The following is a 24,109-nucleotide window of genomic DNA, read 5'->3' on the forward strand; positions in this document are numbered from 1 at the left end:
GGAGGTGGCCGGCCGTTCCGCTTTCTCCTCTCTACGGCACTTCCATCGGAGGTTGGCGGGTATGGGCCGGTTGTTCGGCACGGACGGCGTACGCGGGCGGGCGAACGCGGATCTCACCCCGGAGTTGGCGCTCGCGGTGGCGGTGGCCGCCGCGCACACCCTCGCCGAGACGGACCGGAGTCATCCCCCGCTCGCCGTCGTGGGCCGGGACACCCGGGCCAGCGGCGAGATGCTGGAGGCGGCCGTGGTGGCCGGCCTCACCAGCGCCGGCGCGAACGTGGTCCGGGTCGGCGTGCTGCCCACCCCCGCGGTGGCGTTCCTCACCGCCGAGGCCAAGGCCGACCTGGGCGTGATGCTCTCGGCCTCGCACAACCCCATGCCGGACAACGGCATCAAGCTCTTCGCCGCCGGTGGGCACAAGCTCCCCGACGAGCTGGAGATGAAGATCGAGGCGGCCGTCGAGGCGAACGCCACCACCGCCTGGGACCGGCCGGTCGGTGCCGGCGTCGGCCGGGTGCACGACCTGCTCGACGGTGCCGACCACTACGTCCAGCACCTGATCGGCACGGTCCCGCACCGGCTCGACGGGATCAAGGTCGTGGTCGACTGCGCGAACGGCGCCGCAGCCGAGGTCGCCCCGGTGGCGTACCGGGAGGCGGGCGCCGAGGTGATCGCGATCTACGCCGAGCCGGACGGCCTCAACATCAACGACGAGTGCGGCTCCAACCACATCGACGCGCTGCGCGCCGCCGTGGTGGAGCACGGCGCCCACCTGGGCCTCGCCCACGACGGCGACGCCGACCGCTGCGTGGCGGTCACCGCCGACGGCGACGAGGTGGACGGCGACCAGGTGATGGCGATCCTCGCGCTCGCGATGCGGGAGGCCGGCGAGCTGACCCAGGACACCCTGGTCGCCACCGTGATGAGCAACCTCGGCCTGCGGCTGGCGATGTCCGCCGAGGGCATCCGGCTGCTCGAGACCAAGGTCGGCGACCGGTACGTGCTGGAGGAGCTGCGCGCCTCCGGGCTCGCCCTCGGCGGCGAGCAGAGCGGCCACATCGTCATGCCCGCGCACGCCACCACCGGCGACGGGGTCCTGACCGGGCTGCACCTGATGGCCCGGATGGCCGCCACCGGCAAGTCCCTGGCGGAGCTGGGCTCGGTCGTCACCAAGCTGCCGCAGGTCCTGATCAACGTGCCGGTCGGTGACCGGAAGGTGGGCGCTGCCGCGCCGGAGGTCCGGGCCGAGGTGGAACGGGCCGAGGCCGAACTCGGCGAGACCGGCCGGGTGCTGCTGCGCCCGTCGGGCACCGAGCCGCTGGTCCGGGTGATGGTCGAGGCGGCCACCGAGGCGACCGCGCGCGAGGTCGCCGAGCGCATCGCCGCCCACGTCCGCACCGCCAGCCCCGCCGCCTGACGCCGTCCTCTGTCGGGCCGGCCCTGCTCTGGTGGGGCTGGCCCTGCTCTGGTGGGGGCTGGCCCTGCTCTGCCGGCTCCGGGCGTCGGCGGGGTCAGATTCGGACGCTACGAACTTGATGGCAAAGATGAATCAGACCGGGGCGGCTGCCCGCCGGGCGCGGGTCGCTCTTCATGAGGCGTGATCACTCCGGTGATTCACATATGTAATCAAGTTCGTAGCGTCGTCGGACTGGACCGTGGCGGCGCCACTTGGTTCCCGAATGCGCGGTGCTCGGGTCGCGGTGCCGGCGTGGATCTGCGCATTCAGCGCCGCGCTCAGGGGGATCGTGCTGTCCGAGGCGTGCGCACCGGTCCGAACGTCTGGGACTGGTCCGACGTGTGGGACTGGTTCGGCCGTGTGGTGCCGGTCCGGGCGTTTGGTGCCGGTCCGGGCGTTTGGTGCCGGTCCGGGCGTTTGGGATTGGTCCGGGTGTGCGAGCGGCGGGCGGCGGGGTCAGGTGGGCGGGAGGCGGCGGAGGAAGCGGTCGGCCAGGTCGGTGATCCCGTCGGCGTCCAGTTCCAGGGCGGGCGCGGCCACGGTCACCTCCGCCATCGAGACGCCGGGCACCTCGGTCTCCCGCCAACCGCCGACGAACCACGCCCGCTCCTGTTCGGCGAGGGCGAGGTTGGCGTCGTTGAGGGCCGCCGCGGGGTGCGGCAGCCAGAGCCGGAACTGGTGGGTCTGCGGCGGCGCCGGATGCACCTGGGCGCCGGGCAGCCCGGTCAGCGCCTCCGCCACCCGCTTCGCGTGTGCCACGTAGTCGGGCAGCCGGGGCAGCTCCCGATCCAGGCCGGCCAACGCGGCCAGCGCCGCCGGCCACTGCTGGAACAGCATCCCGCCGTAGCGGTGCCGCCAGGCGCGGGCGTACCGGACCAGCTCGGCGGAGCCGGCCAGGGCGGCACCCGAGTGGCCGCCCAGCGACTTGTAGAACGAGACATAGACGCTGTCGGCCAGGGCGGCGACCTCGGCCGCCGAGTGCCCCAGGTGCACGGTGGACTCCCAGAGCCGGGCACCGTCCAGGTGCACCCGGAAGCCGCGCTCCCGGGCCGCGGTGACCACCGCGGTCAGCTCGTCCCACGTCGGCAGGACGAAACCCGCGTCGCGTAACGGCAGCTCCAGCAGCAGGGTGCCGACCGGCTCGTCGAGCGCCGCGACCTCCTCGGCGGTCGGATTGCGCGGTGCGCCGGTGGTGAGCACCGCCCGCAGGCCGCCGAGCACCGCGTACGCGTCGCGCTCGTGCACCAGCGGGTGGCTGAGCGGGTGCAGCCCGACCGCGTCCCGGCCGGTGACCTCGGCGCCGTACCGCATGGCGACCTGCTGGGCGAGCGTGCCGGTGGGGAAGAAGGCGACCGCCTCGGTCCCGAGCAGCTCGGCGACCCGGCGCTCCACCAGCTCCACCGCCCCGCCCTCGCCGTAGAAGTCGGGGAGCAGCTCCGCCCCGGCGGTCGCCCGCATCGCGTCGAGCTGCTCGGCCACCGACGCCGGCCGGGACCCGGACAGCACCGTGTCGCACGCGCGCAGCGCCGTGACGCGTCGGACGCGGTCGGCGTACCCGTCGGTCATCGGGACTCCCCGAGGCGGCGCAGCCGACCGACCGCCTCGGTCAGCACCTCGGGGCGCTTGCAGAAGGCGAACCGGACGAGTCGCCGCCCTGCCTCGGCGTCGTCGTAGAAGACCTGGGTCGGCACCCCCACCACCCCGCACCGCTCGGGCAGCGACCGGCAGAACTCCACGCCGTCCCGCCCGCCCAGCGGGGTGACGTCGGCCGTCACGAAGTACGTCCCCTCCGGCGCGTACACCCCGAAGCCGGCGTCGCGCAGCCCGTCGACCAGCATGTCCCGCCGACGCCGCATGCCGTCGGCGAAGCCCGTGAAGTAGCTGTCGGGCAGGGCCAGCGCGACCGCGACGGCGGGTTGCAGCGGCGCCGCGTTGACGAAGGTGAGGAACTGCTTGACCCGCAGCACCGCCGAGACCAGCGCGGCGGGGCCGCTCACCCAGCCGACCTTCCAGCCCGTGCAGGAGAAGGTCTTGCCGGCCGACGAGATCCGCAGTGTCCGCTCCCGCATCCCGGGCAGCGTGGCCAGTGGCACGTGCGGCGCGGCGGCGTCCGGGAAGACCAGGTGCTCGTACACCTCGTCGGTGGCCGCGTACGCGTCGTGCTCCTGGCAGAGTTCGGCGACCAGGGCCAGCTCGGCGGGGGTGAAGACCTTCCCGGTCGGGTTGTGCGGCGAGTTCAACAGCACCAGGCGGGTCCGCGGGCCGAACGCCGCGCGCAGCTCCGCCGGGTCGAAGGAATACCGGCCGTCGTCGCCGGGGCGCAGCGTCACCGGGCGGCGGACCGCGCCGGCCAGCGCGATCGACGCGGCGTACGAGTCGTAGTACGGCTCGAAGCAGACCACCTCGTCGCCCGGCTCGCAGAGGGCGAGGATGGTGGCCGCGATCGCCTCGGTGGCACCGGCGGTGACCACGATCTCGCCGTCGGGGTCGTACTCCAGGCCCCAGAACCGGCGCTGGTGCTCGGCGACCGCCGCGCGCAGGGCCGGGATGCCCGGGCCCGGTGGATATTGATTCTGGCCGGCGCGCAGCGCCTCGGCCGCGGCGGCCAGCATCTCCGGCGGACCGTCCGTGTCGGGGAAGCCCTGCCCCAGGTTCACCGCCCCGGTCCGCAGGGCGAGCGCCGACATCTCGGCGAAGATGGTCGTCCCGAACGGCCGCATCCGGGCCACCAGCGGGTCGGTGTTCGCGGTCGTCGTCACGCGCGTCAGCCTACGGCCAGAGCCGGACACTTCAACCCCGCCGGCAACCGGCCCCGGAGGGCGGTTTCGTCCGATCCTCACCCTCCGCTCACCGTCCGCTCCGGATCGCTCAAATTCAGTGATCGTTTACCCGAGTTCCGAGCAAACGCGATGAGCGAAGCTGGGTTAAGCTGCGAACCATGTGTGGAATCGTGGGTTACGCCGGCGCGCGTCCGGCGCTCGGCATCGTGCTCGACGGACTGCGGCGGCTGGAATACCGCGGCTACGACTCGGCCGGCGTCGCCATCGTCTGCGACGACCAGCTGCTGACCGAGAAGAAGGCCGGCAAGCTGGCCAACCTGGAGAAGGTGCTCTCCGAGCGCGCCGCCAGCAACCCGGACGACTGCGCCGCCAGCCCGATCGGCATCGGCGACGGCACCACCGGCATCGGGCACACCCGCTGGGCCACCCACGGCGGGCCCACCGACCGCAACGCCCACCCGCACCTCGGCCCGGACGGCCGCGTCGCCGTGATCCACAACGGCATCATCGAGAACTTCGCGAAGCTCCGCACCGAGCTGGAGGCCGACGGCGTCCAGTTCACCAGCGACACCGACACCGAGTGCGCCGCCCACCTGCTCTCCGCCGCGCTGGCCGACCTGCGCGCGGCCGGTGAGGTGGACAGCCCCCAGCTGCTCGCCTCGGCCATGCGGCTGGTCTGCCAGCGCCTGGAGGGCGCCTTCACGCTGCTCGCCGTCGACGCCGCGATCCCCGGCGCGGTGGTCGGCGCCCGGCGCAACTCGCCCCTGGTCGTCGGCCGGGGCGACGGCGAGAACTACCTGGCCAGCGACGTGGCCGCGTTCATCGAGCACACCCGTGAAGCGGTCGAGCTGGGCCAGGACCAGATCGTCCTGATCACCGGCGAGAGCATCGAGATCACCGACTTCGCCGGCCAGCCCGCCACCGGCAAGGACTTCCACATCGACTGGGACTCCTCCGCCGCCGAGAAGGGCGGCTACGACTGGTTCATGCTCAAGGAGATCGAGGAGCAGCCGCAGGCCATCGCCGACACGCTGCTCGGCCGGCTCACCGAGACCGGCGAGATCGCCCTCGACGAGGTCCGCCTCAGCGACCAGGACCTGCGCGACGTCGACAAGATCTTCATCGTCGCCTGCGGCACCGCGTACCACTCGGGTCTCGTCGCCAAGTACGCGATCGAGCACTGGACCCGGATCCCCTGCGAGGTGGAGCTGGCCAGCGAGTTCCGCTACCGCGACCCGGTCCTCGACCGGTCCACGCTGATCGTGGTGATCTCGCAGTCCGGCGAGACCATGGACACCCTGATGGCGCTGCGCCACGCCAAGGAGCAGAAGGCCCGGGTGCTGGCGATCTGCAACACCAACGGCTCGACCATCCCGCGCGAGTCCGACGCCGTGCTCTACACCCACGGTGGCCCCGAGATCGCCGTCGCCTCCACCAAGGCGTTCCTCACCCAGCTCGTCGCCTGCTATCTGATCGGCCTGCACCTGGCCCAGGTGCGCGGCATCAAGTTCGCCGACGAGGTCGGCGCGGTCGTCTCGCAGCTCCAGGAGATGCCGGGCAAGCTGCGTGAGCTGCTGGACCGCATCGAGCCGGTCCGCGAGCTGGCCCGCGACCTGAAGTCGGAGCCGACGGTGCTCTTCATCGGTCGGCACGTGGGCTACCCGGTGGCCCTGGAGGGCGCGCTGAAGCTCAAGGAGCTGGCGTACATGCACGCCGAGGGCTTCGCCGCCGGTGAGCTGAAGCACGGCCCGATCGCGCTGATCGACAAGGGCACGCCGGTGATCTGCGTGGTGCCGTCCCCGGTCGGTCGGGGCATGCTGCACGACAAGGTCGTCTCCAACATCCAGGAGGTCCGCGCCCGGGGCGCCCGGACCATCGTGATCGCTGAGGAGGGCGACGAGGCGGTCGTCCGCTACGCCGACCACCTGATCTATGTGCCGCGCACGCCGACGCTGCTCGCCCCGCTGGTGACCACGGTCCCGCTCCAGGTGCTCGCGGCCGAGATCGCCGCGGCCCGGGGCCACGACGTGGACCAGCCGCGGAACCTCGCCAAGTCGGTCACCGTCGAGTAGCCGACCCGCCCCACCCGGCACCCGGAGCCCCCTGCGCCGCCCGCGGCCAGGGGGCTCCGCCGTACGCCCGTCATCGGCCCAGCACGATCCGGGCCATGCCGTCGAGGGCGGGGTTGGCCGGGTCCCAGTAGCCGGTGTGGCCGTACCGGCCGCTGGGGAAGCGCCGGCCGCCGAAGGACGGGTCGCTCGGGTCCGGCCCGAACCACAGCTCGTGACCGGCGCGGTCCAGGAGCGCCGCCGCCGGACCGAGCGGGGTGCCGGCCAGCAGCGCCCGGCGGGCCAGCTCGTCCGGCGGCCGGGTCAACCGGATCACGTCGTCCGGTGCCCTGCTCGCCCAGACCTGTCCCGCCGGCACGCCCAGCTCTCCGGCGTGCGCCACGCCCACCCCCGGCGACCCCACGAAGACCAGCGCGTCGGCGCTCAGCCCGTGGCCCCGGGCGGCGGCGCCCACCACCAGCGACCCGTAGCTGTGGCCGAGCACGGTCTGCCGGGCCGGCGGCCCGTCGTGGGAGGCGCGCAGCCCCTCCTGGAACCGGTGCAGCGCCGGGCCGGCGTCCCGGGCCTGCGCGTCGCGTACCGCCTCGTGCAGGAAGTCCGGCGCGTCGTAGTCGAGCCAGAGCACCGCCGCCGTCTCCTCGGTCGGGGCGAGCGCCGCGCAGCGGTCCCGCACCCGGGCCGCCCGGCCCAGCTCGCCGGGGGCGTCGGCCAGGCTGCTGCCCATCCCCGGCACGTACGTCAGCACCGCGCCGGCCCGGTCGGGATTGCCCAGCGCCACGATCGCCCGCCCGTCCCCGGCCGGCTCCAGCCCGACCAGGTAAGCCCGGGGTCGCTGCGCCCCGGTCAACCGCTCGGTCAACCCGTCCAGCCCGCGCAGCGCCCCCTCCACCCCGGCGAGCCGGACCCGCCGGGCCAGCTCCAGCGGCCCCGGTGGCAGCGGCCGCAGCAGTCGGCTGCGCAGCGCCACCAACGCGTTCCGCCGGTCGGCCAGCAGCAGCCGGTTGGCCTGGTCCCGCGCGGCCACCGGCACCCCGTCGAGGCGCCCCACCCGGGCCGGCTCGTGCCGCACCAGCCAGCGCCGCTCGGCCGAGGTGAGCCCGGCCCACCAGCGGCCCACCTCCGCCGCTCCGGCACCGGCCGGCGGTCGCCAGGCGGGCGGCACACTCACCCACCCGGTCACGGCCGCCGTCGACAGGGCGGCCAGCCGACCGGCTGCCTCCCGGTCGGCGGCGCCGGCGAGGGCCAGCGCCTCGCGGACGGCCGCCGCCACCTGGACCACCGCGGGGCCGGCCCGCCCGGTGGGACGGGGACGGGCCGGGTCGGGGTGGACCGCCCCGGTCCGGTCGACCAGCAGCCCGCCCGCGTCGGCGAGCGTGACGGCGGCGGCGAGCCGGGCCTTGGCCGCGCCCAGCCGGGCCGCGAACTCGGCGAGCACCTGGTCCGCCTCGACCAGCGCGGGGAGCACGTCGGTCAGGTCGGCACGCAGCCCGGCGAGGCGCTCCCGCGCCGCGACGGCGGCCCCGCCGGACCAGCCGGGACGCAGCGTGGTCGCCCGGGTGCCGAGGTCGTCGGCCCGACTGCGCAGCGGACCCGTGAGCCCGCACCAGGCCGCCCCCGCGGCGGCCCAGCGGGCCGGGTCGGCGGCCCAGAGCTGGGCGTAACCGACATCGCCGGTCGAGGGCGACGCGGCCCCGGGCGAGGCGGGCCGGGGTGGGACCGCCCCCACCGAGGCGGACTCGCGCGGGGCGGGCGCGGGCGGCACGGCCCTGGCCGACGCGGCGGGCCGGGGTGAGGTGATCCGGGCTGAGGTGGCCCGGGGTGAGCTGGCCCGGGGTGAGGTGGCCCGGGGTGAGGTGGCCCGGGGTGAGGCGGTCGTGGACGAGGCGGGTGCGGGCGAGGGGAAGCCGGTCGAGGTGCGCCCCGGTGAGGGGGTCCGGCCCAGCGGGCGACCCGGATGCCCGGCGGGGTGGGTCGACGCGCGCCCGGGCCGGCCGGGGCCGGTCACCGGGGCAGCCCGGTGAGCCGGCCGGCGGCGCGGGTGTCGACGTCGGTGTAGCCGTCGGCGGCGGTGCGCAGGGCCGCCCCGGTGTCCGCGACCCGGGCGCCGAGCGTGCCGCACCAGCGGTGCACCGCCGACTCCAGCTCGGCCAGCGCCGCGCCGGCCCGCCAGCCGTCCGGCGGCACCACCAGCCCGGTCACCCCGGCCAGCCCGTACGCCAGCCGGTACGCGTCGTCGTCGAGTGCCCGGGCCACCTCGTGCAGCAGCTCCGGCCGGACGGTGAACGGCTCCTCGCTCATCGGTGCTCCTCCCCGGGATCCCCGGCGCGAGCCGGGCGGTCGACGGGGACGACGGTAGGCACCCCGGCACCGTCCGGGCCGACCCTGTGGACGAGCGCCGGTGGTCGTACCCCCGGGTTGTCCACAGGCGTTGCCCACCGCGGACCCGGTGGCTAATCTGCGGCCGCACGCGCCGGTAGGGTGAGGTCGTGATCGTGGCGGTCGGCATCGACGTCGTGCTGGTGGACCGGTTCGCCCGGGCCCTGGCGAGGACGCCGCTGCTGGCCGACCGGCTCTTCACCGAGGCCGAGCGGTTCACCCGCGCCGGCAACCCGCGCTCGCCCGAGTCGATGGCCGCCCGGTTCGCGGCCAAGGAGGCCGTCGCCAAGGCGCTCGGTGCCCCGGGCGGGCTGAGCTGGCACGACTGCGAGATCGTGCCGGACCCGGACGGCCGGCCCTGGCTGACCGTCTCCGGTACGGTGGCCGCCGCCGCGACCGAACGCGGGATCAACCGCTGGCACCTGTCGCTGTCGCACGACGGCGGCATCGCCTCGGCCATGGTGGTCGCGGAACGCTGAGCTGACCGGCGGGTCGACCCGCCGGAGGACGGGGTACGCATGAAACCGGTGTGGCGGGTCGCGGACGTACGCGCGGCGGAGGCCGGCCTGATGGCGACCGTGCCGCCGGGGACGCTGATGCAGCGGGCGGCGGCCGGGCTGGCCCGCCGCTGCGCCCTGCTCCTGGCGGACCGGGGCGGGGTCTACGGCGCCCGGGTGCTGCTGCTGGTCGGCTCCGGCGACAACGGCGGCGACACCCTCTACGCGGGTGCCCACCTGGCCCGGCGCGGCGCGGCGGTGTCCGCCCTGCTGCTGAGTCCCGACCGGGCGCACGCCGAGGGGTCGGCCGCGTTCCGGGCCGCCGGTGGCCGGCTGGTGGACCGGCCCCCGGCCCTGGTCGACCTGGTGCTCGACGGCATCGTCGGGATCGGCGGCACCGGAGGGCTGCGGGAGACCGCCGACCAGCTCGCGGCGAGCCTGGTCCGGCACTGCGGGCGGGACGGCGCCCGGGCCACGGTGGTGGCGGTGGACGTGCCCAGCGGCGTCGCGGTGGACACCGGGGACGTGCCGCTGACCGAGTCCGGCCGGCCCAGGGCGGTACGGGCCGACGTGACGGTGGCGTTCGGCGCGCTGAAGCCCGCCCTGGTGGTGGGGCCCGCCGCCGCCCTGGCCGGGCAGGTGGAGCTGGTCGACATCGGGCTGGCGCCCTGGCTGCGCGGCACGCCCGCGCTGTCGGTGACCGAGTGGTCGGACGTCGTGGACTGGTGGCCCCGGCTCGGCCCGTCCTCGGAGAAGTACACCCGGGGCGTGGTGGGGCTGGCGACCGGTTCGGCGACGTATCCGGGGGCGGCCGTGCTCTCGGTGGGCGGCGCGCTGGCCGGGCCGACCGGCCTGGTCCGCTACGCGGGCGGGGCGCGGGCCGAGGTGCTGCACCAGCACCCGTCGGTGATCGCCGCCGGCCGGGTCGCCGACGCCGGCCGGGTGCAGGCCTGGGTGTGCGGCTCGGGACTGGGCACCGGCGAGGAGTCGGCCGCCGAGCTGCGCGCGGTGCTCGCCGCGCCGGTCCCGGTGGTGCTCGACGCCGACGCGCTGACCCTGCTGGTCGACGGCCGGATGGCCGACCGGCTGCGCGACCGGGACGCGCCGATCGTGGTGACCCCGCACGACCGGGAGTACGCCCGGCTCTGCGGGGAGACCCCGGGCGCGGACCGGGTGGCGGCGGCGCTGCGGCTGGCCGCCTGGATGAACGCGGTGGTGCTGCTGAAGGGGGACCGCACGGTGATCGGCACCCCGGACGGCCGGGCGTACGTCAACCCGACCGGCACCCCGGCGCTGGCCACCGGGGGCACCGGGGACGTGCTGGCGGGGCTGCTCGGCTCGCTGCTCGCGGCCGGGGTGCGGGCCGACCGGGCGGCTGCCGCGGCGGCGTACCTGCACGGCCTGGCCGGTCGGGAGGCGGCCCGGGGTGGGCCGGTGACCGCGCCCGACGTGGCCACCGCCCTGCGTCCGGTGATCGCCCGGCTGTCCTGATCCGGCGACGCGCGGGCCCGGTCGGGTCGCCGCCGAGCCGCGCGGTGATCACCGACGGAAGTAGGCTGGGGGCATGTGGCAGTCGGAGGTGCGCGTCGACCTGGACGCGATCCGGGAGAACGTGGCCCGGCTGAGGTCGGGCACCAGCGCCGAGTTGATGGCGGTGGTGAAGGCCGACGGGTACGGCCACGGCATGGTCCCGGCCGCCCGCGCCGCGCTGGACGCCGGCGCCGACTGGCTCGGGGTCTGCACCCTCGACGAGGCGTTGACCCTGCGCCGGGAGGGGATCACGGTCCCGGTGCTGGCCTGGCTGCTCGACCCGGGGCTGCCGCTGCACGACGGCGTCGCCGTCGGCGTGGACCTGGGCTGCGCCAGCCTGCCGCAGCTGGACGAGATGGTCGAGGCGGCCCGGCGGGCGGACCGCCCGGCCCGGCTGCACCTGAAGATCGACACCGGGTTGTCCCGGGGCGGGGCGACCGTCGCCGACTGGCCCACCCTGCTGGAGGCCGCCGCGAAGGCCCAAGCCGACGGCCTGGTCGAGGTGGTCGGGGTGTGGAGCCACTTCGTGTACGCGGACTCGCCCGGCCACCCGACCACAGACCGCCAGCTCGCCGTCTTCCACGAGGGGCTGGCGATGGTGGAGCGGGCCGGGCTGCGCCCGCGCTACCGGCACCTGGCGAACTCGGCCGCCACGCTGACCCGTCCGGACACCCACTTCGACCTGGTCCGGCCGGGCATCGCGATCTACGGCCTCTCCCCGGTGACGGGCGAGACGTACGGCCTGCGCCCGGCGATGAGCGCCCGGGCCCGGGTGATGCTGACCAAGCGGGTGCCGGCCGGCACCGGCGTCTCCTACGGCCACACCTACCTCACCGAGACCGAGGCCAACCTCGCGGTGGTGCCGCTGGGCTATGCCGACGGGGTGCCCCGGCACGCCTCGAACACCGGCCCGGTGCAGCTCGGCGGCAAGCGCCGGACCATCTCCGGTCGGGTCTGCATGGACCAGTTCGTGCTGGACTGCGGCGAGGACGAGATCGCCGCGGGTGACGTGGCGACGCTCTTCGGCAGCGGCGCCGACGGTGAGCCGACGGCCGACGACTGGGCCGACGCGGTCGGCACCATCAACTACGAGATCGTGACCCGGTTCGGCGGGGTCCGGGTGCCCCGCGTCTACGACGGCGAACGGCCATGACGTCCCCGTCCCCGTCCCCTTCCCGGTTCCGGATTCCCCGGCCCCGGACGGCGGCCGGGAAGGTCGCCGGGCTGCTGGGGGCGGCGGTCGGCGTGGCCGCCGCCGGGCTCGCCGCGGGCGTGGTGAGCGAACGCGTCCTGGTCCGCCGGCTCAAGGCCGACCCCGCCGACCCGTACGCGGACGAGGTCTTCGGCGAGCAGCGCTACGACGAGTCGTACCGGTTCGAGATGCCGGACGGCACCGACATCCACGTCGAGGTGGTCGAGCCGACCCGGCCGGTGCCGGGGCACCCGACGGTGGTGCTGGTGCACGGCTTCTGCCTGGACATGGGGACGTTCCACTTCCAGCGCAAGATGCTCGCCGCGCGCGGCGACTACCGGATCGTCGCGTACGACCAGCCCGGCCACGGCCGGTCGGGCCGGCTGGAGTCCGGGGAGTACGACCTCGCGGCGCTGGGTCGGACGCTGCGCCGGGTGCTCGACGAGACCGCCCCGGAGGGGCCGCTGGTGCTGGTCGGCCACTCGATGGGCGGCATGACGATCATGGCGTTGGCCGAGCTGTACCCGGAGCTGTTCGGCGACCGGGTGGTCGGGACCGTGCTGATGGCCACCTCGGGCGGCCTGCTCGCCGAGACCAAGCTGGTCGCGCCGGCCCTGATCGGTCGGGTCGGCGCCCCGGTGCTCTACATGATGAGCAACGCCACCCGGTACGGCGGCACGATCATCGACAAGGCCCGCCAGTCCACCGCCAACGTGGCCTGGCTGCTGACCCGTAAGTACGGCTTCGGCACCCCGAAGCCGAGCCCGGCCCTGGTGTCGTACGTGGAGACGATGAACTCACGGACGTCGGCCGACACGGTGACCCGCTACCTGCGCACCCTGGCCACCCACTCCCGCTATCCGGCGCTGGCCGCGCTGGCCGCCACGCCGGTGCTGGTGGTGGTCGGGGACAAGGACATGATCACTCCGGTGACCCATTCGGAGGAGATCGTCCGGCGGCTGCCGCACGCCGAGTTCATCAAGATCCACGACAGTGGGCACGTGGTGATGCTGGAGCACGCCGACCAGGTCAACGCGGCGCTGGAGAGGTTCCTGGAATCGCTATGACGGTCGTGGTGGAGCTGAAGACCGTCGACGACACGCACGAGTTCGGCCGCCGGCTGGCCGGCGTGCTGCGCGCCGGTGACCTGCTGCTGCTCAGCGGCCCGTTGGGCGCCGGCAAGACCGCGCTCACCCAGGGCATCGGCGCCGGTCTCGGGGTACGCGGGGACATCACCTCGCCGACCTTCGTGATCGCCCGGGTGCACCGGCCCGACCCGGCCCGGGGCGGCCGGGTGACCCTGGTGCACGCGGACGCGTACCGGCTGGGGGACGCGGCGGACCCGCGCGCCGAGATCGACGACCTGGACCTGGACGCCTCGGTGGACGAGGCGGTGACCGTGGTCGAGTGGGGCGAAGGGCTGGTCGAGCAGCTGGTCGACGCGCACCTGCGGGTGCGGATCGACCGGCACGACGACGACAGCCGTACCGTCGAACTGACGCCCGTCGGCGGCGACTGGACCGAGCGCCTCGCGGCCCTCGCCTGAAAATTTTCAGCCGTCGCAACCGGCTGACCAGGCCTTCTGTCCGGATGCGAGGCAGCGGATTGACGGAGGAAAATTCCTGCTCATAGCGTCCCAAGTGATATCAGGTGGCACGTGTCGTACTCGTCCGAATACGGAGCGTCTTCCACCCTGTTTTCACGAAGGGAACCCCTATGCAAGCCTCGACCCATCGGGCCGGCGCTCCGAAATGGATTGCGGCGGTCGCCGTGGCGGTCGTGACGGTGGTGCTGGCGACGGTCGCCTTCTACTACAGCGCGACCGCGGATGCCGCCACCGGCATCGCTGACGGCAAGAAGGTGACCGTGTCCTCCACCGAACGGAAGACCGGCCACGACCTCAGCGGTCGCAACGCGGTGGACGGTGATTCCCGCACTCGCTGGTCGAGCAGGTTCGCCGACAAGCAGTGGATCCGGATCGACCTCGGTAGGAAGGTCCACATCGGCCGGGTGGTGCTCCGCTGGGAGGCGGCCTACGGCAAGGCGTACGAGATCCAGGTCTCGGCGAACGGCGACGACTGGAAGACGGCCTACCGCACCACCACCGGTGACGGTGGCAAGGACGAGCTGACCGTGAACGCCACCGGCCGGTACGTCCGGATGTACGGCACGGTGCGGGCCACCCGTTACGGCTTCTCCCTGTACGAGTTCGAGGTCCACGCCGCCACGTCGGGCTCGACCCCGCCGCCGACGAAGGCGTCCGCGACCCCGACGGCGAAGCCGTCACCGGGCACGTCCCGGTCGTCCGCGCCGGGCTCGACCGTCATGCCGTCCGCCGGCGGCCCGGCGATCAGTCCGCTGCTCGTCGGCAACAACGCCTGGTACTACCCGAGCGACAAGGTGTGGAAGGCGAGCCGCGGCGCCGGCCTGAAGATCGTCCGCATCGGCGGCCACGACTACGACGAGAAGATGCCGTCGAACGCGCAGCTGGAGACCTGGGTCAAGCAGATCAAGGCGATGGGTGCCGAGCCGATGATCCAGGTGTCGAAGCACCGCAGCCCGGAAGACGCGGCGAACGTCGTCCGGTACTTCAACAGCAAGGGCGGCAACTACGTCAAGTACTGGAACATCGGCAACGAGACGTGGATCGACGCCGGAAAGCCGAGCAAGAACGAAGAGCTGCGCAAGCTCGCGTTCCAGGAGGCCGGCTACATCAAGGCGCGTTCCTCGGCGATGAAGGCGGTCGACCCGTCCATCAGGATCTTCGGACCGGACGAGGCCGGCTACATCGACACCATCTACAACAGCCTGCTGGGCGGCGAGGCCGACATCACCGGCAAGGACGCGAAGGGCCGGTACTACATCGACGGCGTCACCTGGCACCGCTACGTCGGCGGGGATCTGGCCACGGCCGGGGCGAACGACATCATCTCGGGGATCAAGAAGGCCCGGGCCAAGGTCGACGAGGTCAACAAGAAGCGGGGCCGCACCGGCGGAAACGCCCTCCAGTGGGGCATCGGCGAGTTCAACAGCAAGGCCGGCGGCGGGGCCTGCTCGTACGCCGCCGGGCAGATGTTCGCACAGGTCTACGGTGCGGTGATGAAGTACGGGGGCGCCTACGCCACCGCGTGGTCGATGGCCGAGCACGGCGGTAGCTGCACCGAGAGCGACTTCGGTTTCCTCGACGCCAACCTGAAGCCGCGGTCGACCTATTACCACCTGCAGCTGGTGTCGCAGAACTTCACCGGTCGGTACGCGGACGGCACCTCCAACGTCTCCACGATGCGGACCTACGGTGCGGTCGACGGCGGCAAGGTCGCGGTGATGCTGGTCAACGTCGGCGGGAAGCAGACCTGCAAGGTCCGGCTGAACACCGACGGCCAGACCGGCGGCTGCACGGTCGACATCGGCGCGGGTCTCAAGGTCACGCACACCCAGACGATCGGCGCGGCGACGTCGATGGTGCTGGTCTTCGACAAGAGCGGCAAGCTGACCAAGCGGATCACCTACGCCGCGGGTGGCGCGCCGAGGACCGAGACGTTCTGAGCGGACGGCCCGGGCGACCGCGTTCCGGAGCGTGAGCGACAGCGGGCGGGTCCCGGGGTGCAGGGCACTCCCGGGACCCGTTCCGCGCGTCCACGAGGTGGCGGTCCGGCGGCCGGCGCCGCTCGTCAGCCGCCGGTCGACCCGTCGCCCCGGGCACCGAGAGCCGTCCGGAAGGCCACGGCGAACCGCTCAAGGGCGCGGTCGAGTTCCGCTGCCGCGGCGGCGGTGACCCGGCCCTCGCGTACGCGATCGGCGACGCGGCGCCGGAGGGCGCCCATCTCACGGTCCAGGGCACGGCCGTCCGACACCCCGTTCCTCGTCAGGTTGGCAAGGGCCTGCCGCAGGTCCTGTGCCGCGTCCGGGGACATCCCGCCCTGCCGCGCGTTGCGGTCGATCACCGCGTACACCTGCTCCCGCGCTGCGGACACGGTCAACAACGGCGTCCGGCCGGTACGGCGGGGCGGGGCGGGGCGCGGGCTGCCCACGGTTGCGCCCGTCGTCCTCGGCGGGCCCGGCGTGCCGGGCACCGGAGTGGCCGGCGGCGTCGGCGCGGTACGCGGCGGTGGGTCGCCCGGCGACGACGCCCAGACCGCGACGACGCCGACGGCGGCGGCGAGGCCGAGGCCGGTCGTCACGATCGCCCGGCGTCGGGCCGGCCGTCGGGGCGGCGGTCCGGGCCAGGCCCGGACCGCCGCCGAGGATCGGCCGTCCACCAGGGCCATGAGGCTCGCGGCGACCTCCGCCGCGCTCGGTCGCAGGTCCGGCTCGGGACGCAGGCAGCGCTGACAGAGTTCCGCCAGCTCGGCCGGCGCGCCGGGGGGTGCCGGCGGCACGCTCGGCCGCCGGACCGCCGCCAGCTCGTCCCAGGTGGTCTCGGGGTACGGCGGCCGGCCGGCCAGCATCTCGAACAGCAGCGCGCCCAGTGCGTAGACGTCGCTCGCCGGTGCCACGGCCGCCCCGGCGACCCGCTCCGGCGGGACGTACGGCGGCGTGCCGAACGTCCAGCCCGACCCGTCGTCGGGTTCGCCGATCCGGGCGTTGATCCCGAAGTCGACGACTTTGACACCGTCCGGTGTGAGCAGCACGTTCTCCGGGTTGATGTCCCGGTGCACGATCGCGTCGGCGTGCGCCGCCACCAGCACCCGGGCGACCCGTTGGGCGATCCGCGCCGCGTCCGGCCAGGACAGCGGCCCGTCCGCGAGCACTTCGGCGAGGGGCTCGCCGGTCACCAACTGCATGACCATGAAGAAGACCCGGTCGCCGTCGGGGGAGGTGGCCTCGCCGCAGTCGTGGACGGTGACCACGTCGGGGTGGGCGAGCCGGGCGGTGGCGCGCGACTCACGCCGGAGCAACTCGTGTGCAGCGGCGCGCAGCGGCGCGTCGACGACCGGCAGCTTGACCGCCACCATCCGGTGCAGCGTCTCGTCGTGAGCCCGCCAGATCACCGACATGCCGCCCAGGCGCAGCCGCTCCGTCATCCGGTAGCGGCCGGCGAGCAGGTCGCCCTCGACCGGCCAGGGCCGGCTCATGCCGACTCGCGCAGGACCAGCTCGATCGGCAGCACGGCGTCGCCGGACGGCTCGCCGGGCGTCGACAGGTCCGTGAGCAGCAGCTCCGCGGCGAGCCTGCCGAGCGTCTCGATCGGCTGGCGTACGGTCGAGAGCGCGGGCGTCGCCATCCGGGCGACGGCCGCGTCGTCGAATCCGATGACGGCGACGTCGTCGGGGACGCGGCGCCCGGCCCGGCGCAGCGCGTGCAGCGCGCCCACCGCCATCAGGTCCGAGGCGACGAAGACCGCGTCCAGGCGGGGTTGCCGGTCCAACAGCCAGTTCATGGCGTGGGCGCCGGAACCCTGGGTGAAGTCGCCGTGGGCGACCGGCGGAACGGGCAACCCGGCACTCGCCAGCGCGGACCGGTATCCGGTCAGCCGGCCGTCGGCGGCGGAGACCCCCGGTGGGCCGGCGATGTTGGTGATCACGCGACGGCCCTGGTGCGCCAGGTACTCGACGGCCTGCCGCGCGCCACCGGCGTTGTCGACGTCGACGTACCGGCCGGAGGCCCTGCCGGGTGGGCGTCCGATCCAGCGCAGCGGGACGCCGGCGCCGGCCACGACGGTGGCCAGTGGGTCCTCCTTGTGGAGGCTGGCCACCAGGAGAGCGTCGGCGTGCCGGCCGGCCAGGAACCGCTCGGTCGAGTGCAGCGCGTCGCTGCACGACGAGGTCAGGACCAGGGAGATGCCCTCGCGGGACAGGGCCTGCTCCACCCCGGCGACCAGGCGGGCGAAGTACGGGTCGGCGAACATGCGGCTGGTCGACCGGCCGATCAGAAGGGCGACGGCGGCCGGGGCCCCGCTGCTCGTCGTGCCGGCGAGGCGCTGACGGCGCTGGTATCCGAGGCTGCCCAGCGCGGCGTGGACCCGCTGGCGGACCTGGGTGGTGACCCGGGCCGACCCGGTCAGCACCCGGGAGACTGTGGCCTGCGACACGCCAGCGGCCGCCGCCACGTCCGAGAGTCTGGGCTTCTCAGGCATCGAACTCCGCTGTTCGTTCGGCCGGGGAATCACAGAATGCCCTATCCTCCCGTGCCGGGTCATGTCGGTCGCGGCTGGTAGGAAAGAGGCCCGACCCAGCCGACGAGAGGTTGCCGATGCCCGACGACACCCCCACCCTCGACCTGTTGGCGCTGCTCCCCGACGACTGGCGCGAGGTGCTCACCCCGCACCTCGACCCGGCCCGCACCGCCGCGCTGGCCGAGTTCGTCGCCCGGGAGTACGCGACGCAGACCGTCTTCCCGCCGGTCGAGGACCTCTTCTCCGCCTACCGGCTGTGCGGGCCGGCGCAGTGCCGGGTGCTGATCCTCGGGCAGGACCCCTACCACAAGGCGGGGCAGGCGCACGGCCTCAGCTTCAGCGTGCGCGAGGGCGTGACGGTGCCGCCGTCGCTGCGCAACGTCTTCAAGGAGTTGGGCGAGGACCTGGGCGTGCCGAAGCCCCGCAGCGGCAACCTGGACGGCTGGGCGGCGCAGGGTGTGCTGCTGCTCAACTCGGTGCTCACCGTCCGCCAGGCCACCCCCGGGTCGCACGCGAACTCCGGGTGGGAGGAGTTCACCGACGCCACCATCCGTGCCCTGGACGCCCTCGACCAGCGTGTCGTCTTCCTGCTCTGGGGCGGGTACGCCCGCAAGAAGGCGGCCCTGGTCACCAACCCGCGGCACGTGGTGCTGGAGGCGGGGCATCCCAGCCCGATGAACCCGCGCGGCTTCCTCGGCAGCCGGCCGTTCAGCGCGGCCAACAAGGCCCTCGCCGACGCCGGCCTGCCCACCGTCGACTGGGAGCGGTCAGCCGGCTGACCTGCCCGGCCGGGCGGCGCCGGCGGCCGGGCGGACGTGTCAGCTCAAGGACAGGTGCCTGGACGGCGACGGTTCGTGGTCGCACCGTCATGAGCAGTAATCCCACTCTCCGTGAGGTGGCTCATGGCAAAGATCATCAACCTGCGCGCGCCGGAATCGATGCGCCTGCACGACCTGCCCGAGCGGGAGATCGAGAAGTACGTCACCGAGCAGGCCGACCGGATCCTCTCCGTGCTCCCGGAGGAGATCCGGCCGGCTGGCGTCAACACCGTCGTCATCGACGCGCTGCGTCCCGGCACGGCGGCGGACCCGGGTGTCTGGGCCGAGTGGAGCCGGGCCTGCTGCGGACACCGCAGCCGGATCGAGGACTTCGAGGAGCCGGTCCTGCAGGAGTGGACCGCCGACGGCAGCCTGACGCACATCGACGCCCGCGGTCAGCACGTCGAGTCCCAGCTGCGCCACACCACCCTCGAATATCCCGACATGCACCAGGCCGGCGGGGCCGGCGCGGCGTAGGTCCGGCCGCCATGCCACCGGTCGCGCTCACCCTGCACCGGAGCCGGTTCGACCCGGACCGGGTTCGGACCCTGCCCCGCGACGGGCACCTCCTGGTCATCGACCAGGTCTCCGGCCGGTGGACCACGGTCGACCAGCGGGTGGAGCCCCTGCTCCCGCTGGTCGACCAGCCGCCGGCGCTGCTGCCCACCGCCGCCCGGGAGCCGGTCGCCCGGCTCCGCCAGCTCCTGCTCGACCAGGGGATCGGGGTGGTCGGCGGTGAGAAACGGTTCAGCGAGCTGAACACGCTGATCCTGAAACTCACCAACGCGTGCAACCACGCCTGTGCCTACTGCTACGACTTCGAGGTCTTCGAGAAGGCCACCACCATCGACCGGGCGGTCGCGGTGGCCGCGATCGAGCAGGCTCTGGAGATCGCACCGGCCGAGCTGGCGGTGATCCTGCACGGCGGCGAACCGATGCTGCTCTGGCCGCTCATCGAGGACCTGGTGGTCACCGGGGAACGGCTCGCCGCCGAGCGCGGCCGGCGGATCCGGTTCGTCGGGCAGAGCAACTTCTCCCGGCTCACCGACCGGGTGGTGGAGTTCTCCGGCGCCCACGACATCGCCTGGGGTGTCTCGGTCGACGGGCCACCGCCGGTGCACGACCTGTTCCGCCGGGACCACCGCGGGCGCGGCACGTACGACGCGTTCGCCTCGGCGCTGGCCCGCTACCCGGACTTCGTCCGGTCGGCCGGGGTGATGAGCACCATCACGGCCGCGAACCAGCGGCTGCTGCTGCCGCTGGCCCGGCACTTCCGGGACGTCGGGATGACTACCTGGGACTGAAGCCTCTTCCAACCGATCGGGCGCGGTCGCGCCGACGCGGCCCGGTTCGGTCTGGATCCGGCGGTGCTGGCCGAGGCGTGGGAGGAGCTCTTCGTGGCGGTGGAGGGCGGCGAGTTTGCCGGCTTCGCCGTGCTGCCGGTGAAGAAGTACCTGGACAACTTCCTCGCCGGGCCGGGCGGCAACATGTGCCTGCGCGGCGACTGCGGGGCCGCCCGGGACCTGCTCTCGGTCTCCTCGGACGGCACCGTGGAGGCGTGCGACTGCATCGACCCGACCGGCCCCCTCGCCGGGCTCGGCACGGTGGCCGGCGGTCTGGCCGACGCCCGACGCAGTGACGTCGCCACCACCATCCGGCACCGTGACCTCTCGGCGAGCCGGTGCGCGGACTGCCTCTGGCTGGGGGTGTGCGGCGGCACCTGCCTGGCGCACGCCCCGTCGCTCAACGAGGTGTGGGACAGCGGCTGCGCGGTGGCGTTGAGCGCCTTCGACCGGATCTCGCTCTCGCTGGTGCGCGGGGACGGGCTGCTGGACTGGCTGCGCAGCCTGACGGCGGGATGCGCCCATGCGTAGCCTGGCCGCCGCGCTCCAGGAGCTCTCCTTCGACCCGCTTTACGCCCGGGTCCTCGGCGACCGGGGCACTGCGGAGGTCGACGAGCTGGCCGGCTGGCTCGCCGCGGGCGACCCGTACCGGGAGAACCAGCGGATCGGGCAGGCGTTGGCGGCGGTCGACGGTGACAGCGGGCCCGAAGCCGTCCGGCGGGTGCTGGCCCACCAGCTCTGGTGTGCCTGGCGGCAGGCCCGCTGGACGGCGGGGGCGGCCCGGCCGCTGCCGGTCGCGCAGGTGGTGGGTGCCGAGTGGCTGACCGAGACCGCCGGCCACCCCACGGTGCTGGTGTCCCCGCTGACCGTGCCCGCCCCGGACGCGTTGCACGCCGTGGCCGAGGTCTTCGGTGACCGTCCGCTGGTCGCCTTCGGCGAGGAGACCAGCAGCGCCGAACTGCCCGACGGGGTCCGGGTGCCGGTGGTCTCCGAGGGCAGCGGGGCGCTGCGCCGGATCCTGGCCACCCTCGCCGGCGGTGGGGTGCTGTGCACCTACCCGGACTTCGTCTATCCGGGGCGGGGCGTGGAACCGGTCACCCTGTTCGGGCGGCGCCGACCGATCTCCGCGGGCTTCGTCTCGCTGGCCGCCCGACCGGGCACCATGCTGCTCCCGGCGGTTCTGCACCGCCGCGACGACCGGCTGGTCCTGCGGCTCGAGGAGCCGCTGCTGGTCGGTGACCGTCCCGCCGACCGGGCGGCGGCCCGGGCCGGGCTGCGACAGGTGCTGGCCGACGTGCTGGCCGCGCTGATCAGCCGGGCACCGGAGCAGTGGCTGCTGCTGCCCACGCTGACCTTCGACAGCCCGCAGCTCGCGCCGCTGCCGGCCGCTGGTCGCTGATCCGGTGGCGGGCCGGCGGACGGCCGGGGGGTGACGGGGGGTGACCGGGGCGGCGGCTAGGCTGGCTTACCGTGCTCGTACTGGTGGTGGACTCCTCGACGCCCGCGGTGACCGCGGCGCTGGTCGAGGTCTCGGCGGACGGCGTCACGCCCCGCGCGCAGCGGTGCACCGTCGACGCGCGGGCGCACGGTGAGCTGCTCGCCCCGCAGGTCGACGCGGTGCTGGCCGACCTCGACGCCCGCCCGCGTGACCTGACCGCGATCGTCGCGGGGCTCGGCCCCGGCCCGTTCACCGGCCTGCGGGTGGGGCTGGTCACGGCCGCCACCATGGGGCAGGTGCTCGGCATCCCCACGTACGGTGTCTGCTCGCTGGACGGCATCGGCCACCCGGCGGCGGCCGGCGAGCCGGTCCTCGCGGCGAGCGACGCCCGGCGTCGGGAGGTCTACTGGGCCGTCTACGACGGCGCGGGCCAGCGGATCGCCGGGCCGAACGTGGACGCCCCCGCGGTCGCCGCCGAGCGGGCCCGCGACCTGGCCGTCACGGTCGCGGTCGGTGACGGCGCGCACCGGTACGCGGACGTGCTCGGGCTGCCGCTGCGGGCCGAGCCGCGCTACCCGGACCCGACGGTGCTGGCCGCGCTGGCCGCGGAGCGGATCCGGGCGCAGGCCCCCGGCGAGCCGCTCACCCCGCTCTACCTGCGCCGCCCCGACGCGGTCGCCGCGACCGGCCACAAGCCGGTCCTGCCATGAGTGAGGTGCGGCTGGGGCGGTTCCGCTGGTGGCACATCGACCAGGTGCTGCCGATCGAGGCGGACCTCTTCGGCGCCGAGCAGTGGTCCCCGGCGATGTTCTGGAACGAACTGGCCAACGGCCACCACTACCTGGTCGCCACCGACGACGACGGCGCGGTGCTCGGCTACGCCGGGCTCGCCGTGGCGCCGCCCGACGAGGCCTGGGTGCAGAACATCGCGGTGCGGCGGGACGTCCAGCGGCGAGGGGTCGGCCGGCTGCTGCTGGAGGCGCTGCTCGCCGAGGCCGCCCGGCGCGGTGCCCGGAGCACGCTGCTGGAGGTCGCGGCGGACAACGGCCCGGCTCAGCGGCTTTACGCCACGTACGGCTTCGAACCGATCGGGGTGCGGCGCGGCTACTACCAACCGAGCAACACCGACGCGCTGGTCATGCAGCGGAACCAGGAACAAGATCATGGCTGACGAACCACTGGTCCTCGGCATCGAGACCTCCTGCGACGAGACCGGCGTGGGCATCGTGCGGGGCCACACCCTGCTGGCCGACGCGATCGCCTCCAGCGTGGACGAGCACGCCCGGTTCGGCGGTGTGGTGCCGGAGGTGGCCAGCCGGGCGCACCTGGAGGCCATCGTGCCGACCATGGAGCGGGCGCTCGCCGAGGCGGGGGTGACGATCGCCGACATCGACGCGATCGCGGTCACCTCCGGGCCGGGCCTGGCCGGTGCGCTGCTGGTCGGGGTGGCCGCCGCGAAGGGCTACGCGCTCGCCGCCGAGAAGCCGGTCTACGGGGTGAACCACCTCGCCGCACACGTCGCCGTGGACACCCTGGAGCACGGCCCGCTGCCCGAGCCGGCGATCGCCCTGCTGGTCTCCGGCGGGCACTCGTCGCTGCTGCGGGTCGACGACCTGGCCGGCGGTGTCACCCCGCTCGGCGCGACCATCGACGACGCGGCCGGTGAGGCGTTCGACAAGGTGGCCCGCCTGCTCGGGCTGCCGTTCCCCGGCGGACCGTGGATCGACCGGGAGGCCCGGGCCGGGGACGCCGGGGCGATCGGCTTCCCGCGTGGCCTCACCGCCGCCAAGGATCTCGCCGCGCACCGCTACGACTTCTCCTTCTCCGGGCTGAAGACCGCGGTGGCCCGCTGGGTGGAGGCGCGGCAGCGGGCCGGCGAGCCGGTGCCGGTGGCCGACGTCGCCGCGTCCTTCCAGGAGGCGGTCTGCGACGTGCTGGTCGGCAAGGCGCTGGACGCCTGCCGTACGAGCGGGATCGACACGCTGGTGATCGGTGGGGGAGTGGCGGCCAACTCGCGGCTGCGGGCGATGGCCGAGCACCGCGCCGCGAAGCACGGCATCCGGGTACGGGTGCCCCGCCCGAAGCTCTGCACCGACAACGGCGCGATGGTCGCCGCGCTCGGCTCGCACCTGGTCGCCTCGGGTGTCGCGCCGAGCCGCCTGGACCTCCCCGCCGACTCCGCCCTACCGTTGACCACGGTCAGCGTCTGAACCCCGGGACGACCGACATGATCGTACGGATGTGGGAGGCGCGGGCGGAGTCGTACGGCTTCGCGGACCTCATCACCTGGGTCTGCGAGACCGCGCTGCCCGACTTCGAGCACGACCCGCTGCACCTGTCCAGTGAGGTCTTCTCCTCGACCGACCACCGGGTGGTGGTGATCTCCAAGTGGCGGAGCAACCCACGGGACCTGCCCGAGCCGCCGATGCGGCTGGTGGCCCGGCCGCCGCACTCGTGGGACTTCACCCAGGTCGACCGCTGACCGCCGCGGCCCG

General features: G+C 74.2%; 24 protein-coding genes. 18 read left to right on the forward strand and 6 right to left on the reverse strand.

Features of this window, described 5'->3' with window-relative positions:
• The first annotated feature begins 61 nt into the window (after nt 1-61).
• The gene (gene glmM / locus ABUL08_RS27770; RefSeq protein ID WP_350932970.1) at nt 62-1,417 is read left to right on the forward strand and encodes a phosphoglucosamine mutase; all 1,356 of its coding nucleotides are present in this window, start codon (nt 62-64) and stop codon (nt 1,415-1,417) included.
• Between the two features lie 495 nt (nt 1,418-1,912).
• Here the strand turns inward: glmM and ABUL08_RS27775 are convergent, their stop codons facing one another.
• Both ABUL08_RS27775 and ABUL08_RS27780 read right to left on the reverse strand, forming a co-directional pair.
• Nucleotides 1,913-3,022, reverse strand: a complete 1,110-nt coding sequence (locus ABUL08_RS27775; RefSeq protein ID WP_350932971.1) for a threonine aldolase family protein — start codon at nt 3,020-3,022, stop codon at nt 1,913-1,915.
• On the reverse strand, nt 3,019-4,224 hold the full coding sequence (locus ABUL08_RS27780; protein ID WP_377521872.1) for a pyridoxal phosphate-dependent aminotransferase: 1,206 nt from the start codon (nt 4,222-4,224) through the stop codon (nt 3,019-3,021). Before ABUL08_RS27780 ends, ABUL08_RS27775 begins: the two co-directional genes overlap by 4 nt.
• Nucleotides 4,225-4,394: 170 nt before the next feature.
• On the opposite strand from ABUL08_RS27780, the gene glmS reads away from it, so the two are divergent.
• Entirely contained in the window at nt 4,395-6,308 is a 1,914-nt protein-coding gene (gene glmS / locus ABUL08_RS27785; protein ID WP_350932974.1) for a glutamine--fructose-6-phosphate transaminase (isomerizing), read from the forward strand.
• Nucleotides 6,309-6,378: 70 nt separating this feature from the next.
• Here glmS and ABUL08_RS27790 read toward each other — a convergent pair whose 3' ends face one another.
• Nucleotides 6,379-8,067: an alpha/beta hydrolase gene (locus tag ABUL08_RS27790; protein WP_350932975.1), complete on the reverse strand. Its 1,689-nt coding sequence runs from the start codon at nt 8,065-8,067 to the stop codon at nt 6,379-6,381.
• Nucleotides 8,068-8,098: 31 nt separating this feature from the next.
• On the opposite strand from ABUL08_RS27790, the gene ABUL08_RS27795 reads away from it, so the two are divergent.
• Nucleotides 8,099-8,326, forward strand: coding sequence for a hypothetical protein (locus tag ABUL08_RS27795; RefSeq protein ID WP_350932976.1), 228 nt, complete (start codon nt 8,099-8,101; stop codon nt 8,324-8,326).
• Here the strand turns inward: ABUL08_RS27795 and ABUL08_RS27800 are convergent.
• Nucleotides 8,307-8,603 carry a hypothetical protein gene (locus tag ABUL08_RS27800; protein ID WP_350932978.1) on the reverse strand — a complete coding sequence of 99 codons (297 nt, stop codon included), beginning with the start codon at nt 8,601-8,603 and terminating at the stop codon, nt 8,307-8,309. The two genes, ABUL08_RS27795 and ABUL08_RS27800, sit on opposite strands and share 20 nt — an antisense overlap.
• A 188-nt stretch (nt 8,604-8,791) precedes the next feature.
• Here ABUL08_RS27800 and ABUL08_RS27805 point away from each other — a divergent pair, with 188 nt between their 5' ends.
• From ABUL08_RS27805 to ABUL08_RS27830, 6 genes are all read left to right on the forward strand, one after another.
• Nucleotides 8,792-9,160, forward strand: a complete 369-nt coding sequence (locus ABUL08_RS27805; protein ID WP_350932979.1) for a holo-ACP synthase — start codon at nt 8,792-8,794, stop codon at nt 9,158-9,160.
• A 39-nt stretch (nt 9,161-9,199) separates the two neighbouring features.
• A complete protein-coding gene (locus ABUL08_RS27810) occupies nt 9,200-10,669 on the forward strand; it encodes an NAD(P)H-hydrate dehydratase (RefSeq protein WP_350932980.1) in 1,470 nt (489 codons plus the stop codon).
• Nucleotides 10,670-10,742: 73 nt separating this feature from the next.
• Nucleotides 10,743-11,861: an alanine racemase gene (gene alr, locus ABUL08_RS27815; protein ID WP_350932981.1), complete on the forward strand. Its 1,119-nt coding sequence runs from the start codon at nt 10,743-10,745 to the stop codon at nt 11,859-11,861.
• Nucleotides 11,858-12,967 (forward strand): alpha/beta fold hydrolase, encoded by a 1,110-nt coding sequence (locus ABUL08_RS27820; RefSeq protein ID WP_350932982.1) that lies wholly within the window; start codon nt 11,858-11,860, stop codon nt 12,965-12,967. Before alr ends, ABUL08_RS27820 begins: the two co-directional genes overlap by 4 nt.
• Nucleotides 12,964-13,446: a tRNA (adenosine(37)-N6)-threonylcarbamoyltransferase complex ATPase subunit type 1 TsaE gene (gene tsaE / locus ABUL08_RS27825; RefSeq protein WP_350932983.1), complete on the forward strand. Its 483-nt coding sequence runs from the start codon at nt 12,964-12,966 to the stop codon at nt 13,444-13,446. The genes ABUL08_RS27820 and tsaE overlap by 4 nt, the downstream gene beginning before the upstream one ends.
• Before the next feature lie 224 nt (nt 13,447-13,670).
• Nucleotides 13,671-15,446 (forward strand): galactose-binding domain-containing protein, encoded by a 1,776-nt coding sequence (locus ABUL08_RS27830; protein WP_350932984.1) that lies wholly within the window; start codon nt 13,671-13,673, stop codon nt 15,444-15,446.
• A 125-nt stretch (nt 15,447-15,571) separates the two neighbouring features.
• Here ABUL08_RS27830 and ABUL08_RS27835 read toward each other — a convergent pair whose 3' ends face one another.
• Complete coding sequence (locus ABUL08_RS27835) at nt 15,572-16,975, reverse strand: serine/threonine-protein kinase (protein ID WP_350932985.1); 1,404 nt, start codon at nt 16,973-16,975, stop codon at nt 15,572-15,574.
• Nucleotides 16,972-17,949, reverse strand: a complete 978-nt coding sequence (locus ABUL08_RS27840; protein ID WP_350932987.1) for a LacI family DNA-binding transcriptional regulator — start codon at nt 17,947-17,949, stop codon at nt 16,972-16,974. The genes ABUL08_RS27835 and ABUL08_RS27840 overlap by 4 nt, the downstream gene beginning before the upstream one ends.
• A gap of 143 nt (nt 17,950-18,092) precedes the next feature.
• On the opposite strand from ABUL08_RS27840, the gene ung reads away from it, so the two are divergent.
• The 9 genes from ung (at nt 18,093) to ABUL08_RS27885 (ending at nt 24,096) form a co-directional block, all read left to right on the forward strand.
• Complete coding sequence (ung, locus tag ABUL08_RS27845) at nt 18,093-18,794, forward strand: uracil-DNA glycosylase (protein WP_350932988.1); 702 nt, start codon at nt 18,093-18,095, stop codon at nt 18,792-18,794.
• A gap of 123 nt (nt 18,795-18,917) precedes the next feature.
• A complete protein-coding gene (locus tag ABUL08_RS27850; protein WP_350932989.1) occupies nt 18,918-19,310 on the forward strand; it encodes a hypothetical protein in 393 nt (130 codons plus the stop codon).
• 11 nt (nt 19,311-19,321) lie between these two features.
• Nucleotides 19,322-20,137, forward strand: coding sequence for a radical SAM protein (locus tag ABUL08_RS27855; protein ID WP_350932991.1), 816 nt, complete (start codon nt 19,322-19,324; stop codon nt 20,135-20,137).
• Nucleotides 20,138-20,200: 63 nt separating this feature from the next.
• Nucleotides 20,201-20,707 carry an SPASM domain-containing protein gene (locus ABUL08_RS27860; RefSeq protein ID WP_350932992.1) on the forward strand — a complete coding sequence of 169 codons (507 nt, stop codon included), beginning with the start codon at nt 20,201-20,203 and terminating at the stop codon, nt 20,705-20,707.
• Nucleotides 20,700-21,575 (forward strand): lysophospholipid acyltransferase family protein, encoded by an 876-nt coding sequence (locus tag ABUL08_RS27865; RefSeq protein ID WP_350932993.1) that lies wholly within the window; start codon nt 20,700-20,702, stop codon nt 21,573-21,575. Before ABUL08_RS27860 ends, ABUL08_RS27865 begins: the two co-directional genes overlap by 8 nt.
• A gap of 71 nt (nt 21,576-21,646) precedes the next feature.
• Nucleotides 21,647-22,324 (forward strand): tRNA (adenosine(37)-N6)-threonylcarbamoyltransferase complex dimerization subunit type 1 TsaB, encoded by a 678-nt coding sequence (gene tsaB / locus ABUL08_RS27870; RefSeq protein ID WP_350932994.1) that lies wholly within the window; start codon nt 21,647-21,649, stop codon nt 22,322-22,324.
• Nucleotides 22,321-22,785 carry a ribosomal protein S18-alanine N-acetyltransferase gene (gene rimI / locus ABUL08_RS27875; RefSeq protein WP_350932995.1) on the forward strand — a complete coding sequence of 155 codons (465 nt, stop codon included), beginning with the start codon at nt 22,321-22,323 and terminating at the stop codon, nt 22,783-22,785. The genes tsaB and rimI overlap by 4 nt, the downstream gene beginning before the upstream one ends.
• Entirely contained in the window at nt 22,778-23,824 is a 1,047-nt protein-coding gene (gene tsaD, locus ABUL08_RS27880) for a tRNA (adenosine(37)-N6)-threonylcarbamoyltransferase complex transferase subunit TsaD (protein WP_350932996.1), read from the forward strand. Before rimI ends, tsaD begins: the two co-directional genes overlap by 8 nt.
• 17 nt (nt 23,825-23,841) lie before the next feature.
• Entirely contained in the window at nt 23,842-24,096 is a 255-nt protein-coding gene (locus tag ABUL08_RS27885) for a hypothetical protein (RefSeq protein ID WP_350932997.1), read from the forward strand.
• Nucleotides 24,097-24,109 lie beyond the last annotated feature (13 nt).

Origin of the sequence: Micromonospora sp. CCTCC AA 2012012 (assembly GCF_040499845.1) — a bacterium.
Taxonomy (GTDB): domain Bacteria; phylum Actinomycetota; class Actinomycetes; order Mycobacteriales; family Micromonosporaceae; genus Micromonospora; species Micromonospora mangrovi.